Source organism: Micromonospora sp. NPDC004336 (assembly GCF_053602615.1).
The window spans coordinates 1-15004 of record NZ_JBSGDY010000068.1 but is presented as its reverse complement, the minus strand read 5'-3'; the positions used below and the strand labels follow the sequence as shown (position 1 = coordinate 15004).

General features: G+C 75.0%; 14 protein-coding genes. 5 read left to right on the top strand and 9 right to left on the bottom strand.

Annotated features, from left to right (window positions below):
- Nucleotides 1-7: 7 nt before the first annotated feature.
- On the bottom strand, nt 8-1288 hold the full coding sequence (locus tag ACWENR_RS16465) for a hypothetical protein (protein WP_452277832.1): 1281 nt from the start codon (nt 1286-1288) through the stop codon (nt 8-10).
- Nucleotides 1289-1648: 360 nt separating this feature from the next.
- The gene (locus ACWENR_RS16460) at nt 1649-2533 is read right to left on the bottom strand and encodes a hypothetical protein (RefSeq protein ID WP_452277831.1); all 885 of its coding nucleotides are present in this window, start codon (nt 2531-2533) and stop codon (nt 1649-1651) included.
- Nucleotides 2534-2686: 153 nt separating this feature from the next.
- Between ACWENR_RS16460 and ACWENR_RS16455 the strand changes: the two genes are divergently transcribed.
- On the top strand, nt 2687-3265 hold the full coding sequence (locus tag ACWENR_RS16455; protein WP_452277830.1) for a GNAT family N-acetyltransferase: 579 nt from the start codon (nt 2687-2689) through the stop codon (nt 3263-3265).
- A gap of 118 nt (nt 3266-3383) precedes the next feature.
- Here the strand turns inward: ACWENR_RS16455 and ACWENR_RS16450 are convergent, their stop codons facing one another.
- Nucleotides 3384-4253 (bottom strand): phytanoyl-CoA dioxygenase family protein, encoded by an 870-nt coding sequence (locus ACWENR_RS16450; RefSeq protein ID WP_452277829.1) that lies wholly within the window; start codon nt 4251-4253, stop codon nt 3384-3386.
- Between the two features lie 122 nt (nt 4254-4375).
- Between ACWENR_RS16450 and ACWENR_RS16445 the strand changes: the two genes are divergently transcribed.
- Nucleotides 4376-5104 carry a helical backbone metal receptor gene (locus ACWENR_RS16445; RefSeq protein ID WP_452277828.1) on the top strand — a complete coding sequence of 243 codons (729 nt, stop codon included), beginning with the start codon at nt 4376-4378 and terminating at the stop codon, nt 5102-5104.
- Nucleotides 5105-5217: 113 nt separating this feature from the next.
- On the opposite strand, the gene ACWENR_RS16440 is transcribed toward ACWENR_RS16445, so the two are convergent.
- Entirely contained in the window at nt 5218-6171 is a 954-nt protein-coding gene (locus ACWENR_RS16440) for a TerC family protein (protein WP_452277827.1), read from the bottom strand.
- A gap of 220 nt (nt 6172-6391) precedes the next feature.
- Nucleotides 6392-7090: a CBS domain-containing protein gene (locus ACWENR_RS16435; protein ID WP_452277826.1), complete on the bottom strand. Its 699-nt coding sequence runs from the start codon at nt 7088-7090 to the stop codon at nt 6392-6394.
- 191 nt (nt 7091-7281) lie between these two features.
- Between ACWENR_RS16435 and ACWENR_RS16430 the strand changes: the two genes are divergently transcribed.
- On the top strand, nt 7282-7857 hold the full coding sequence (locus ACWENR_RS16430) for a hypothetical protein (RefSeq protein ID WP_452277825.1): 576 nt from the start codon (nt 7282-7284) through the stop codon (nt 7855-7857).
- A gap of 199 nt (nt 7858-8056) precedes the next feature.
- Nucleotides 8057-8449 carry an FKBP-type peptidyl-prolyl cis-trans isomerase gene (locus ACWENR_RS16425; RefSeq protein WP_091095158.1) on the top strand — a complete coding sequence of 131 codons (393 nt, stop codon included), beginning with the start codon at nt 8057-8059 and terminating at the stop codon, nt 8447-8449.
- A 326-nt stretch (nt 8450-8775) separates the two neighbouring features.
- On the opposite strand, the gene ACWENR_RS16420 is transcribed toward ACWENR_RS16425, so the two are convergent.
- Nucleotides 8776-9126: an STAS domain-containing protein gene (locus tag ACWENR_RS16420; RefSeq protein ID WP_452277824.1), complete on the bottom strand. Its 351-nt coding sequence runs from the start codon at nt 9124-9126 to the stop codon at nt 8776-8778.
- A 152-nt stretch (nt 9127-9278) separates the two neighbouring features.
- Here ACWENR_RS16420 and ACWENR_RS16415 point away from each other — a divergent pair, with 152 nt between their 5' ends.
- Nucleotides 9279-10298 (top strand): SMP-30/gluconolactonase/LRE family protein, encoded by a 1020-nt coding sequence (locus ACWENR_RS16415; RefSeq protein ID WP_452277823.1) that lies wholly within the window; start codon nt 9279-9281, stop codon nt 10296-10298.
- Nucleotides 10299-10560: 262 nt separating this feature from the next.
- On the opposite strand, the gene ACWENR_RS16410 is transcribed toward ACWENR_RS16415, so the two are convergent.
- The 3 genes from ACWENR_RS16410 to ACWENR_RS16400 form a co-directional block, all read right to left on the bottom strand.
- Nucleotides 10561-11826, bottom strand: a complete 1266-nt coding sequence (locus ACWENR_RS16410) for an Ig-like domain-containing protein (RefSeq protein ID WP_452277822.1) — start codon at nt 11824-11826, stop codon at nt 10561-10563.
- Between the two features lie 316 nt (nt 11827-12142).
- On the bottom strand, nt 12143-13807 hold the full coding sequence (locus ACWENR_RS16405; RefSeq protein ID WP_452277846.1) for a right-handed parallel beta-helix repeat-containing protein: 1665 nt from the start codon (nt 13805-13807) through the stop codon (nt 12143-12145).
- A gap of 136 nt (nt 13808-13943) precedes the next feature.
- The coding region (locus ACWENR_RS16400) for a dihydrolipoamide acetyltransferase family protein (protein ID WP_452277821.1) at nt 13944-15004 on the bottom strand (1061 nt) is incomplete at its 5' end.

Sequence of the window (15004 nt, the reverse complement as noted above, 5' to 3'; positions counted from 1 at the left end):
CGCCGGCTCAGTTGACCTCGATGCGCACCACGTCGAAGGCCGGGGTCTGGTTGGCCCGTTCCATCATCGGCACCCGGTGCGAGCCGTCGCCGGCCCAGACGGCGCACTGGGCGACGCCGGACTCGGGCAGCCCGGGGATCTGGATGGTCACCTCGTCGGGCTCGGCGCCGCCCCGGCTGTCCTCGGTGGCGACGAAGAACGCCGGCACCTCCTGCGGCTGCGGCGGCTGCCGGAGGCTGTCCAGCATCCGGCAGGCGGTGTGGAAGTGGCCGCGCACCAGCCCCTGCTCGTTCAGCAGCGAACTCTCCACGTAGTAGCCGCCCTGGCCGGCGGCGAGGAAGCGGTCCCGGACCAGGTTCCGCGTCGCCACCCGCAGGGTGAACGGCTGGTTGGCGTTCACCTCGCCGGGGAAGTCGGTGATCAGCAGCGACGGGTTGTCGGCCGCCGCGCCGACCTCGCCGAAGGCGGTGCTGACGCAGCGGTTGCCGTTCTGGAAACCGTCGTGGGGCCGCAGCCGGCTCTCGTCGCAGTCGTTCGCGATCACACCCAACCCGGCGCCCGGCCCGCCGTTGTTCCCGCCGTTTCCGTTGCCGTTCCCGCCGTTTCCGCCGCCGTTGTTGCCACCGCCGCCGTTGCCACCGCCACCGTTGTTGCCACCGCCGTTGTTGTTTCCGCCGGTCGGGGCGACCTGGCACTCGGCGAGCCGGGCCAGGCCCGGTGGCCGGGGTCCCACCCGGTCGATCGCGACGGCGATCCGCTCCAGCGTGGCCCGACGCTTCCCGGCCAGCGGCCGCAGGATCGCGTCGCGGACGAAGTCCTGCCCACGGCGGCCCTCGGCGGCCAGCCGCCGGTCGGCCTCGGCGATCTGGGTCTGCAACAGGCTCAGGTTCCGGTCGACCTCGGCCCGCGCGCGCTCGGGCACCCGCGGCAGCCGACCGGCCACGTCCGGACAGGCGATCGCCGAGCCGCCGTTGTCGGCGCCGCCGGCCCGGCTCTGCCGGCACTCGGCGAGCGACTGCTGCCCGTCGCCCCAGTGGTTGCGCACCCACCGACCGTTCTGCCAGGTCCTGGTGGTGCCGGCCCCGCCCGGCGCGGTCGCGCCGGGGCTCGCCTCCACGCAGGCCGCCGAGGCGGGCCGGGCGGAGGAGGCCGACCGCCGGTCCTGGGCCGACGACATCTGGGTCACGGCGACGACTCCACCGAAGACGGCGAGCGTGCCGACCACGGCCAGCAGCCGCTTGCTCCGCGCGTGCCCGGCTGACCGACGTACCCGTGTGGACCTGCGCATCGAATTGCTCTCCTTCTCGACCCGGTAGTTGATTCGAGACCTCGGCGGACCGACGGAAATGAGCTGGCACACCCCAGACGGAGGCCGTCGCGGCGGACCGTCGGCACGTCGATCGGCGACGATGCCCTTTCCGCACCGTCTTGCGCGCCGCCCGGCGCGAACGGGGAGATCCTGTCCGTTCCCGCGGGAGTACGGGACGACAACCGCGAAGGTTCAACGCGCATCGCAGAATCCGCGCGGCCCGACCCGCGCCGGCGGTACGTGCCGCGCCGGCTCAGCCGCGCCGCCGGTTCGACACGGACGCGGCGGTCCGCGTCGGCGGTGAGGGGCCGCGCCGGCACGGCCCGGCGGTTCGCGGCGTCAGTCCGCGCAGAGGTGCGCGAAGGCGAACCCGTTCGTCATCTCGCCGTGCCGCGACTCCAGCCGCCGGATCTCGGCGAGCAACTCGTCGCGGGGTGTCAGGGCCGGCTCGGCCGTCTCCAGGTCGCGCAGCCGCTCACCGACGGCCATCGCCGCCAGGTCCTCGGCCAGGCGGCCCGGGTCCACGCCGACGGAGAGGCGCTCCTCGCGTACCGTCACCCGCTCCACCAGGCAGGCGCCGGGACGTACCTCGACCCAGCCCCACCCCTCGGCCGGCCCGCCCCGCCAGCTGACGTGCAGCCCTCGAACGATGGGGTCCGCCAGCCGCCGCGACACGTACGCGTCGATCGTCGCGACCCGGGCCAGGGCGCCGAGGTCGTTGACGTGGCCGGTACGCCCGTCGGGAAGCCGGCCCAGGATGTCGCGGAACCCGACCGGGACAGCGTCCCCCGGCTCCGGTTCGCCGGCGCCGATCGCCGCGTAGGCCCTGGCGTCGATCACGTACGAGACGATGGACCGCCCGTGCTCGTCGGCCCGCAGCGTGGGCGACCCGATCCGCAGCACCGCCAGACCGACCGCCTCGGCCACCACGCTCTTCAACCGCTCGGCGCGCTGCCCGGCGGAGCCCGCGGGCGCGACCGGGCCGATCTCGACGGCGAAGACCGGGCGGGCCGTGTCGGCGGCGCAGACGACGAAGTCGTAGCCCTCCCGGGCGGCGGTGCTCCACTGGTGGCCGGTGACGCCGGTCGGTCGGCGCTGCACGAGTTCGCCGAGGCGGCGGGCGCCGTGCACGAGCTGACCGGCCCGGGTGAGCAGGGGACCTCGCCCGCCGTCCCCGGGCATCGCGCGCAGCCAGGACCCGTCCCCGCCACCGGTGCTCGTCATCCGCCTGATCCCCGTCCTGCCGTCGACGCGGGCCGACCCGTCGGCCGGGGCGAGTCTAGGCCGTCGATCATGGCGCGTGCCGCGGTGGTGGGGCGGCGGGACGGGCGCGAAATCCGGTTGAGCGGACGGGATCGCGCCGCTGGGATGGGCCGGGTGACGATCTTCCTGAGCACGGACCGGCTGGTGCTGCGCGAGTTCACCGCCGGCGACGCGGACCTGCTCGTCGAGCTCGACGGCGACCCCGAGGTGATGCGGTATCTCACCGGCGGGCGGCCCACCCCGCCGGAGGCGATCCGGGAGCGGACGCTGCCCCGGATCCTCGACCACTACCGCCGGCCACCCGGGCTGGGCTGGTGGGCGGCGCTGCGCCGGGAGTCGGGCGAGTTCCTGGGCTGGTTCGAGTTCCGCCCGGTCCGCGACGGCGACGTCCGCGAGGTGGAGCTGGGCTACCGGCTGCGGCGGGCGGCCTGGGGCGGCGGCCTCGCCACCGAGGGCTGCCGGGCGCTGATCGACAAGGGCTTCGCCGAACTGGGCGTGGAGCGGGTCACCGCGAACACGATGACGGTGAACGCCGCGTCCCGCCGGGTGATGGAGAAGGCCGGGCTGCGCTTCGTGCGCACGTACGTCGGCGACTGGCCGGAGACGATCGACGGGTCGGAGCACGGCGAGGTCGAGTACGCGCTGACCCGGCAGCAGTGGCCGGGGCCGGACGCCGAGCGGGCCCGCCCGTAGCCCTCCCCCGGACCGTTCGCCCGGTGCCGGCCCGCCCGTAGCGCTCCCCGGACCGTTCGCCCGGTGCCGGCCCGCCCGCTCCCCGGACCTGCCCCGGATGCGTGCGGCCGGCGTACCGCTAGTCGGCGCCCATCACCAGGCCCTCGATGGTGTGCTTCTGCCTGATCGGGGTCAGGGCGTCGACCACCGGGCAGGGCAGGTGCGCGCGCACCAGCTCGGGCAGCCCGTCCCAGTACCCCCGGGTGACCGCCATGTCGTGGTGGTCGGCGTTGCCCGCGCCGGGGGCGTCGACGCCGAGCACCAGCACCGGACGCGCCAGGACGGAGACGTTGGGGGTGCCGCGGTGGATGGTCAGCGCCGACCGGGCCGAGACGTCGCCGCGCCTCGGATACTTGCGGACCGCCCGCTGCTCGTAACGGGGGTAGCGCTCCTTCGGCGGGAACATCCCGTGGTCGAAGTCGCGGCCGTCGTCCCACTGGGTGCCCGGCGCGATCTCGAACGGGCCCATCTGCTCGACCGTGTCGACGGTGGTGAGGTTGAAGGCCAGCGAGGTCAGCCGCCGCTGCCGCCGGGTGTCCTCCGGCATCGGGAAGTCCCGGTGCCAGGGCTGCGTCACCGCCCCCGGGAACGGGATGTCGAAGCCCAACTCGACGATCTCGTAGTCGGGGCCGAGCACCGCCCGACACACCGAGACCACCCACGGGTGGGTGACCAGGTCGACGAAGCCGCGCAGCTGCTCGGGGTGGATCTCCACGTACCACCGCTGCGGGCCGCGACCGACCGCGCCGTCCGGGCGGGCGCGGGCCTCCCGGAAGGCCGCCTCGATGTCCTCGCCGACCCGGTCCACCCACTCCACGGCGAAGGCGCCCCGGCAGGCGGTGATGCCGTCCCGGTAGAGGTCGCCGAGCGCCTCCACCGGGACCTCGTCGTCGGCGGCCCCGGGAAGGGAGCCGGTCGGCGGGACGGCTGGCGTGGCGTGGGACCTCATCGCACCTCCTGGGGGTCGAGGCGAGTATTACAACGTTGTAGAGCCCTCGCAAGGCCTCGCCCGGATGCCGGGCCCGGCCGGCGACGAGGCATGATCGGGCCGGAGGGTGGGAGGTGCGCGGGATGCGGGTCGTGTCGCTGGTGCCGTCGCTGACCGAGGCGGTGGCGCTGACCCTGCCCGGCCTCCTCGTCGGCGCCACCGACTGGTGCACCCACCCGGACGGGCTGGACGTGGCCCGCGTCGGCGGCAGCAAGTATCCCGACCTGGACCGCGTGCTCGCGCTGCGGCCCGACCTGGTCCTGCTCAACGTCGAGGAGAACCGCCGCGCCGACGCCGACGCGCTGGTCGCGGCCGGCGTGCCGGTGCGGGTGACCTATCCGCGCACCGTCGACGCGGCGCTGACCGAGCTGGCCGAGCTGCTCCGCGAGCTGGGCGCCCCGGCCGAACCGGAGTGGCTGCTCGCGGCCCGCCGGGCCTGGGCGGCCATGCCGGACGCCCCGCCACCCCGCCGGGCGGTGGTGCCGGTCTGGCGCCGCCCGTGGGTGGTGCTGGGCGCCGACACCTTCGCCGGGGACGTGCTGCGCCGGCTCGGCGTCACCAGCCTCTACGCCGACGACGCCGAGCGCTATCCCCGCCCGAGCCTCGACGAGCTGCGCGCCCGCGAGCCGGAACTGGTGGTGCTGCCCGACGAGCCCTACCGGTTCACCGCCGAGGACGGGCCGGAGGCGTTCCCCGGCATCCCCTGCGCCCTGCTCTCCGGGCGGCATCTGACCTGGTACGGGCCGTCCCTGGCCGCGGCGCCCGCCGTGCTCTCCGCCCAGCTCGCCGACCCCGTCGTCCGGCCGGCCTGACCACCGGGCGCGCCCGCACGGGCGGGGCAGATCGACAGCGCCGTCGGAGGCGAGCGACCGGCCGGGCTGATGCCGACACCCGGGCGGGCCCGCCGCGCCGTTCCCGGGCGAGGTCAGCGGTCGGCGCGCCGGAGGCGCTCCCGGCGGGCGGCGAGGACGCTCCAACCGATCGCGACCGACAGGGTCAGCACCACCACCGCGAGGGTGAGCCAGACCGGCAGCTTCCCCACCGGCGTCTCGGCCAGGATCAGCTTCACCCCGGCGAAGGCCAGCAGCAGGGCCAGCCCGTACCGGAGGTAGCCGAAGTGGCGCAGCAGCCCGGCCAGGCAGAAGTAGAGGCTGCGTAGCCCGAGCACGGCGAACGCCGTCGCCGTCCAGACCAGGAACGTGTCGGTGGTGATGGCCAGGATCGCCGCCACCGAGTCGATGGCGAAGACCACGTCGGTGGCCTCGATCGCGACCAGCGCGACCAGCAGCAGCGTCGCCCGGCGCCGCCCGCCGACCCGGACGGTGAACCGGGCGCCGTGGTAGCGGGGCTCGGTGGGGACCATCCGCCGGAACAACCGGACCGCGAGGTTGCGGTCGGGCTCGACGTCCGGCTCGCCGCGTACCGCCAGCCGCCACCCGGTCCAGATGAGGAACGCGCCGAGCACGACTCCGGCCCAGGTCAGCCGTTCGAGCAGCTGCGCGCCGGCGAGGATGAAGGCCAACCGGAACGCGAGCGCCCCGACGACGCCCCAGAAGAGCACCTTGTGCTGGTAGCCGGCGGGCACCCGGAAGTACCCGAACAGCAGCGCGAAGACGAAGACGTTGTCGACCGAGAGGGCCTTCTCCAGCAGATACCCGGAGTAGTACGCGACGGCCGGCTCCCCGCCGCGCCAGAGCCAGACCACCAGCCCGAAGGTGAGCCCGGCGGTGATCCACACGCCGCTCCACGCCAGCGCCTCGCGCAGTCCGATGACGTGGTCGTCGCGGTGGGAGAACATGTCCACCGCCAGCATGACGGCGATGAGCGCACCCACCGCCGCCCAGGCCCACAGCGGCGCCGCGAACGTCGCCTCGTCCACCCGGCGCCCTCCGCATCCACGACGGTGGTTCCGCCGCCACGGCCGACCCCGACGACGCCGGCGCGGGCACCGCGCGGGGCTCGGGGGCGCACCCGACCGCGTCCGCCCCCGAGCCTAGGCGAGCCGCCCGCCGCCCGACGGCGGTCCTGGCAAGTCGCGCGCGTCGATCGGGACGGGCCCGCCGGCGGGTCCCGCCCGTGGCGGGACCCGGGGGCGGCCGTCAGGCCACCGGGGTCACCCGGCCCGCGGCCAGCTCGACGAGGCCGGTGTCGTCGACGTCGTACGCGATGGTGCTGGTCACCGTGACCACGCCGCTGACCTGCCCGGCGAGGCGGCCCGCCAGCTCGGCCGCGCTGCGCCGGTCCAGCCGGCCGTCGAGCGTCACCTCACCGTCGCGCACCTGCACGGTGACCAGGCCGTCCCGCACCGCGAGCACCCGGCGCAGCACCTCCTGCACGACGTCCTCGCGGATCTCCGCGTCCGTGCGCAGGTGCACCCGCAGCAGGTCGCCCCGGGTCACGATGCCGACCAGGCGGCCCAGGTCGTCGAGCACCGGCAGCCGCTTCACCGACTCCCGGTCCATCTGCCGGGCGGCGGCGGTGACCGTCGCCCCCGGCCAGGTGGTGACCGGCGGCGCGGTCATCAGGTCCCGGGCCAGCAGCGCGTCCGCCTTCTCCCGCGCGGTACGGCGCCGCCGCCCCTCGAAGATCCGCCGCTCGTCGGGGTGACCGGCCCGCTCGACCTTGTGCAGCAGATCGGACTCCGACACCACGCCGAGCACCCGGCGGAACCCGTCCACCACGGGCACGCCGCTGATGCCCCGGCGGACCAGCGCGTCGACGATCTCGCGGTACGGGGTCTCCTCCCCCACCCACGCGACCTCCCGCGTCATCACGTCGCCCACCTGCCACGTCCTCATCACGACCTCCCTGCCGTTGTCACCTGCGACGGTATGGCCGCGCCGACCCGCCTCGTCAGGGCCGCGCGACCGGTGCGGCAGGGGTCCAAGGTCCCGGCCCGACAGGGCCCGGTCGGCCCTGCCCGCCGGCCGCCGGTGAGCGTCCAATGGAGATGCCACCGGAAAGCGCGGTGCGAGGCACACGAAGGGACGTGGAGACAATGACCGCGACGATCGAGCGGACCACCGCCAAGACCATCGCTCCGGCGGCGCAGACCCGGCACATCGGCGAGACCACCCGCGAGCGGGCCACCCGGTACGTCTTCGCCGGCATCCGGATCGCCCTCGGCTGGACCTTCCTCTGGGCCTTCCTGGACAAGGTCTTCGGCCTGGGACACGCCACCGAGGCGAAGAACGCCTGGATCAACGGTGGCAGCCCCACCAAGGGTTTCCTGACCTTCGGCGCGGCCGGCCCGTTCAAGGACTTCTACAACGGGATCGCCGGGGCCGCCTGGGCGGACGTGCTCTTCATGACCGGCCTGGCCGCGATCGGCGTGGCGCTGCTGCTGGGCATCGGGATGCGGGTGGCGGCCGTCGCCGGCGCGGTGCTCTACGTGATGATGTGGACGGTCGTCCTGCCTCCCGAGAACAACCCCTTCCTGGACGACCACCTGCTCAACGCGGCCCTGCTGGTCGGCCTCGCACTCCTCAACGCCGGCGCCACCCTGGGCCTGGGCGCGACCTGGGCGAAGCTCCCCATCGTCCAGCGGTTCCCCTGGCTCCGGTGACCTGACCGGCACCCTCCCCCAGCGGGCGTCACCACCGGTGACGCCCGCCGGCGCGTGTGCGCCCACCGCACCCGGCCCGGGTGGCACGGCCGTCCGCGGCACCGGCGGCTTCGCCGGACCGCCGCGCGCTCGCCCGGCGCCATCGGGCAGGATCTGTGGTGACCGGGACACCAGTACCGAAACGGCAGGAGACTCCCGCATGAACCAGGCAGCAGGCGCCCGCTCCGGCAAGCCCGACGTGGGTCCGATCGAGGGCGCGCCCCCCGCCGACCTCCTCATCGAGGACATCACCGTCGGCGAGGGCCCGGAGGCCCAGCCGGGGCAGCTGGCCGACGTCCACTACGTGGGGGTCGCGCACTCCACCGGCCGCGAGTTCGACTCCTCCTGGAATCGGGGCGAGACCTTCGAGTTCCCGCTCGGCGGCGGGCAGGTCATCGCCGGTTGGGACCGGGGCGTCGTGGGCATGCGGGTCGGCGGCCGGCGTCGGCTGACGATCCCGCCGCACCTGGGCTACGGCGACCGGGGCGCCGGTGGCGTCATCAAGCCGGGCGAGACCCTGGTCTTCGTGGTCGACCTGGTCGGCGTCCGCTGAGCCACCGAGCCACGCACCCGGGGCCGGCCCGCCACGCGCCGCCGGCCCCGAGTTAGCGGCCGGTAGCCGGTCACGCCGGCGACCGGTAGCCGCCACGCCGCCGGCTCCGAGTGGCGGCCGGTCGGCCGTCACACCGCTGGCCACGCTGGCGGCCGGTAGCCGTCACGCCGCCGGCTCCGAGTGGCCGCCGGTCGGCCGTCACGCTGGCGGCCGTCGGTCGTCACGCCGCCGCCCGGCACACGGCTGCGCTGATCGGGCGACGGTCGGTGCGCCCGGCGGCGACGGCGGCCAGGCCGGCGGCACGGGCCGACCGGCACGCCGGCGGGTCAGCAGGCCACCAGCTCCCGGTCGGCACACGGATCGACGATCGGGATGACCCGGTGCAGGCCGGTGGCCCGCAGCACCCGGGCGACCACCGGGTCGGGGCGCAGCAGCACCAGCTCCCCGCCCCGGGCGCGGATGCGCAGGTGAGCGGCGACCAGCGCCCGCACCCCGGCCGCCGAGAGCACGCGCACGCCGGAGAGGTCGAGCCGGAGCACCGGCCGGGCCGGGGCCGCCCAGAGCGCGGAGCGGAACGCGGCGACGGTGGCGATGTCGACCTCACCGGTCGCCCGCACGTCCACCACCTGATCGCCCACGCTGATCTCGACGTGGAACCGATCCTCACGCTGCCCCATGTCGACGAATCTAGCCCCCGCCACCGACATTTCCGCCCTGCCCAGGGACGGGATCCGGGTCCGCCCAGGGTCATCCCCCGGGCCACCCTGATCCTCCTCAGGGAGGACGCGCGCGGCCACCCGGACGCGAGGACGGCGGGCGAGAATGGGCCATGGTCGATCCCCGCCCCCGCGCGCCCCGACTGATCCGCCCCGTCCGCGAACCCGCCACCGTCCCGCCCCCGCTCGACGGGCCGTGGGCGCCCACCGACCGCAGGCTCGACTCCGCAGAGCTGCTCCCCCTGCCCGCCGGCGTCGTGGGCCCCGAGGACGTGGTGGTCGACCAGTCCGGACGGGTGGTCAGCGGCACCGAGGACGGTCGGCTCTGGTGGTGGCCGGTGGACGCGCCGGCGGGCACCCCAGCCCGGCCGCTCGCCGAGACCGGCGGCCGGCCGCTGGGCGTGGAGGTCGACCCGCGCGACGGCAGTCTCGTGGTGTGCGACGCGTACCGGGGGTTGCTGCGGGTCACCGCCGACGGGGCGGTGCGGGAGCTGGGCGGTCCCGGGGCGACAGCGCACCTGGCCGACAACGCGGCCGTCGCCCGCGACGGCACCGTCTACTTCACCGACTCCTCCGACCGCTTTCCCGTCTCGCACTGGAAGCGCGACCTGCTGGAGCACCGGCCCAACGGGCGGGTGCTCGCGTACGACCCGGGCAGCGGGCGCACCGACGTCGTCTGCGCGGGGCTCTACTTCCCCAACGGGATCGCGCTCACCCCGGACGAGTCGGCGCTGATGCTGGTGGAGACCGCCACCCACCGGCTGGTGCGGGTCGCCCTGCCCGACGCCACGGTCACCGTGCTGGCCGACCTGCCGGCGTACCCGGACAATCTCGCGCCGGTCGGCGACGGGACGTACTGGATCGCGCTGCCCAGTCCCCGGGTGCCGGTCGTCGAGCGGTTGCTGCCGCACCCCCGGCTGCGCCAACTCGTGGCGGTGCTGCCGGCCGCCGTGCAGCCGAAGCCGCTGCGCTACGGGCTTGTCGCGCTGGTGGACGGCGAGGGGCGGGTGCTGCGGACCCTGCACGGCCCGCGCGGGAGCTACGACATGGTCACCGGGGTGCGCCAGCACGGCGACCACCTCTGGCTGGGCAGCCTCACCGGCTCCGGGATCGCGCGGGTGCCGCTGGCCTGAGCCACGGCGACACCGACCGGGCCGCCGCCCGACGGGCATGGCGGCCTGCACCGGCACGCGGGGCGGGACCTACCACCGGCCACGGCCGGAACCCACGGCCGAGCACGGCCGGAACCGGCCACCCGGCACGCGGGGCCGGGACCCACCACCCCGGCACGACCGGGACCCACGCCAAGCACGGCCGGAACCGGCCACCCGGCACGCGGAGCGGGGACCGGCCCGCGCGGCGGCGGACCGGTCCCCTGATGTGCGTACCGTCGGATCAGCCGCCACGGACGGACGGCGCGGGCGCCGGGGAGCCCCCGGCCACGGCGCCCGGGTGCGGGGCCTGCGACGGCGCCGGCCCCAGCCCGGCCGGCACGGGCAGCGCGCTGCCCTTGACGAACTCGTTCCAGCCGACGTTCCAGGCGGTCCAGCCGTTGCCCTCGGTCAGCTCGACCTCGGTGCCCTTGATGGTGACCAGGTCGCCGACCTGTGTGACGCCCATCAGCCAGTCCGCGGCCTCGTTGGAGACGTTCGTGCAGCCGTGCGAGACGTTGGTGCTGCCCTGGTCCCCCACCGACCACGGCGCCGCGTGGATGAACTCGCCGCCCCAGGTGAGCCGTTGGGCGTCCTCGACGTCGATCACGTAGGGGTCGGCCGAGCCCCGGGTGTCGAACGTCGTGAACTCGTGCTTCTCCATGATCACCATCTTGCCGCTGGAGGTCGGCGTGCTCGGCTTGCCCATACTGACCGGGATCTTGCGGACCACCTTGCCGTCGCGCAGCACGGACATCTGCTTGGTCGCGTTGTCGATCTCCAGGGCCACCTGCCGGCCGATCTTCGACGTGGCCGTGCGGTCGGAGTCGCCGACCCGGTCCTTGCCGATGGGCAGGCCCTCCAGGCCGGCGCGGACGCTGATCGTGGTGCCCGGGCGCCAGAAATCGGGGGCCCGGTAATAGGCCTGACTTCCGTCGGAAACCCACGACCAGGTGCCCGGCTGCGGCGGGTCGGTCTTCACGAACAATCGGCGCTGCACATCCGCCCTGGCCTCTTTCGGAATTGGCGGGTCGAAGGCGACGGTCACCGGCATGGCGGTGCCGTACGTCCGGTTGCCGGCGAAGTACAGCGTGCTGGTGACCTCCGGCTTCGCCGGTTTCGGCATCGTGGTGAAGGTGGTCTTCCGGACGGTGGTCCGCCCGGAGTCGCCGGTGGCGGTCACCTCCGCGGTGTAGGTCCGGCGCGGCTGCAACGGCCGGCTCGGCACCCAGGCCGACCCGTCCTCCCGCGGCTCCGCCTTGACCTGCGCGCCCTTGTCGTCGGTGATGCGCACGGCGGTGACCCGCCCGCCCTTGACGGCGGTGCCCACCTCGGCGCTGATCGGCACCTCGCGGGCGCGGTCGGCGGGCGTCACGGCCAGCTCCGGCGCCGCCGCCTGCCCCTCGGCCGGCCGGGCACCCGGTTTGCGGTCGGCGGTGCACCCGCCGAGGGCCAACGGCGTGGCCGCGATCGTCACGGCCAGCACCGTCAGTCGCCGCCTCAACTTCATGATGCGTCCCCCCGTTAATTGGTGTCCCTCCGCCACATTCTCTCCACGTCACCCGCACAGGCGCGCAATTTCTACGAAATGGTAAATCGATTTTGGGGGCATTTTCCGGGGCTGCGCGAAATGGGCCGCCTCTACCCCGTTTCCGGATCCGTCCGCCGATCGCCCGAGCCGCCACCGCCGGGGCGACAGTCCGCCGTGTCCCGGTTGCGCCGGACCGCGTGGTTCGCGCCCAAGAGGGCTGCCGGCGACGGCCCGGGAGGACGCGGGAGGGTGTTCCCGCCAACCGCACCTGGCAGCCGGGACCGGCCGGGGGCCCTCAACTCCAGTCGTCGTCGCCGTGGTTGCGTTCCCACCGGCCACCGACGGGCGGGGTGTCCATGCGGATGGCGGAGTCGGCGTTGCCGGCGAGGTCGTTGTCCTCCACCCGGCAGTCGACGCAGCTGCCCCCGTCGGTGATCCACAGGCCGTGGTTCTGGGTGCTCGGGTGCTTGTTGTCCCAGATCCGGTTGCCCCGGATGGTCGCCGAGTCGACCGCCGCGTTGATCGTGATGCCGGCCCGCACCGGCGGCCCGGCCGGCAGGTCGTACGGCGTTCCGGGCGGCGGCGTGCCCCCGCTCCACCCGCTGGCGGCGTCGGGACGGATCGGGGCGAGGGTGAGCTGGGTGTCGTCGTTGGCGGCCACGATGGCGATCCGCTCGCCGACGCGCACCACCTTGCCCCGGTGGCCGTCGTTCGGCCACGACGCCCGCCGGTCCACCACCGTCCGGTCGCTGTAGCGCACCGAGTCGCCGTGGCCGCTCATCGCCGGCGCGCACTGCCGCCCGTTGTTGCGGATGCGGTTGCCGACGACGATCGCGTCGCGCAGCGGGCGGTCGACGCGGATGGCGTCGGCGCTGTTGCCGTAGAAGTCGTTGCTCTCGATGACGATCTCCTCGGCGATACACTCCTCCACCCCGCCGAGGTTGCGCTGGTGGTAGCCGTACCGGCCGTTGCCGCTGATCCGGTTGCCCCGGATCGTGTACGGGCCCGGGGTGTTGCCGATGCTGATCCCGTCGCCCAGGTTGCCGTCGATGACGCAGTCGGTGAGCAGCCCGGCCCGGCCGGCGGTGTGCGTGGTGCCCTTCGCGGAGACGTGGAAGCCGGCCTCCAGGTTGCCGGTCATGGTGCAGGCGGTGACGATCAGGCCGTTGGCGCCCCAGTCGGAGATGCCGAACCGGTTGCCCTGGGCGTGGCAGCCGATGATGCGTACGCCCCGGGGGCGCAGGGCTTCGGCGTCCTGCAACTCCAGGAAGATCCCGTTGGTCGCGTTGGCCACCGCGCTGCAGTTGACGATGTTGAACCGCTCGACGCTGCCCCAGCCGCCGATGCCGACGCCGATGCCCGCGCCGCCCATCTGGGTGCCGTTGTCCAGCCGCCCGCAGCCGACCACCAGCACCCCGTCGATCAGGCAGTCCTGGAGGAAGTCGCAGCCCAGGCCGGTGGCGGCGGTGTGGTGGATGTACAGGTTGCGGAAGATGCCCCGCACGACGTACTGCAGGCCGAGCCCCTTGGCGAGGGGGTTGTAGTCGGCCGACGCCACCCCCGAGCCGTCGATCTCGAAGTCGGCGAAGGTGCAGTCGGCCAGGTGCCGGTCCCGGCTGGCCCCGTGCTGCTGCTCGGTGTAGAACGCCAGCGGCGCGGGGTCGGCCCGGTTGCCGGAGTTGCTGAGCACGAAGCGGGTCGCCCCCGGGCCGGCGCCCATCAGCGACACGCCGGAACGCCAGACCGTGCCCGAGTCCCGCATCGAGTAGACCCCGGGCGGACAGTAGATGATCCGGACCCGGCCGTCGGCGGCGTACGCGGCCCCGAGGCGGTCCACCAGCGCGGCCAGGGCCGGCTGGTCGTTGGTCGCCCCGTCGCCGGTCAGGCCGTGCTCGCGGGCGTCGCAGAGCAGCGGCGCGCCGGCGACCGCGTATCGGCGCACGTTGCCGGCGGAGGGCATGTCCGGGTACGCCACCTCGTCCTCCCCTCGGCGGGACAGCCCGGCCCGCATTCCCGGCCCTGCCCAGGGGAAACGCCCCGCCGCGACGGCGACGGCCCGGCCCGCCGGAAGGCGGAGCCGGGGCCGTCGCGGCGGGTCAGAGGTTGGCGATCAGCAGCGCCGGCCGCTCGACGCAGTCGGCGACGTGGCGCAGGAAGCCGCCGGCCACCCCGCCGTCGCAGACCCGGTGGTCGAAGGTCAGGCTGAGCTGCGTCACCTTCCGTACCGCGAGCTGCCCGTCCACCACCCACGGCTTGTCCACGATCCGGCCCACCCCGAGCAGCGCCGCCTCCGGGTGGTTGATGATCGGCGTGGAGCCGTCGACGCCGAAGACGCCGTAGTTGTTCAGCGTGAACGTGCCGCCGGTCAGCCGCGCCGGGGGCAGGGTGCCGGCCCGGGCGGCCGTGGTGGTCGCGGTCAGCTCGGCGGCCAGCTCGGCGGTGGTGAGCCGCTGCGCGTCCCGCAGCACCGGCACGACCAGCCCCCGGTCGGTCTGGGCGGCGATGCCCAGGTGCACCCCGGCCGACTGCACGATCCGCTCGCCCTCGGTGTCGACGCGGGCGTTGAGCTGCGGGTACCTGCGCAGGCCGGACAGGCAGATCCGGGCCAGCAGGGCCAGGATGCTCACCGGCGCGTCCGGGGTCGCCGCGTTGATCGCGGCTCGGGTCTCCAGCAGCCCGGTGGCGTCGACGTCCACCCAGATGGTCACCTCGGGGATCTCCCGCCGGCTGCGGGAGAGCTTGTCGGCGATCGCCTTGCGGATGCCGGTCAGCGGGACGATCACGTCCGCCGCCTCGGGCCCGGCCGGCGCGGCGGGCTGGTCCGGCACCGCCGCGAGCCGCGCGGCCGGCGACGACGCCTCGGCCACCGCGGCCTCCACGTCGGCGCGGCGCACCACCCCGCCCGGGCCCGTGCCGCGCAGGGCAGCCAGGTCGAGGCCGTGTTCGCGGGCCAGTCGGCGCACGATCGGGGAGATGACCATGGGCGCCGCGTCGCGCGGACGGTCCGGGGACCCGACGGCGACCGGACGGAGGTCCGGGGCCGCCGGACGGGGCTCGGCGGCGGCCGGGCGGGGCTCGGCGGCCGCCGGACCGGGCTCGGGGGCCGCCGGATTGGGCTCGGGAGCCGCCGCGAGGCGGGGCCGGCGGCGCCGCCGAC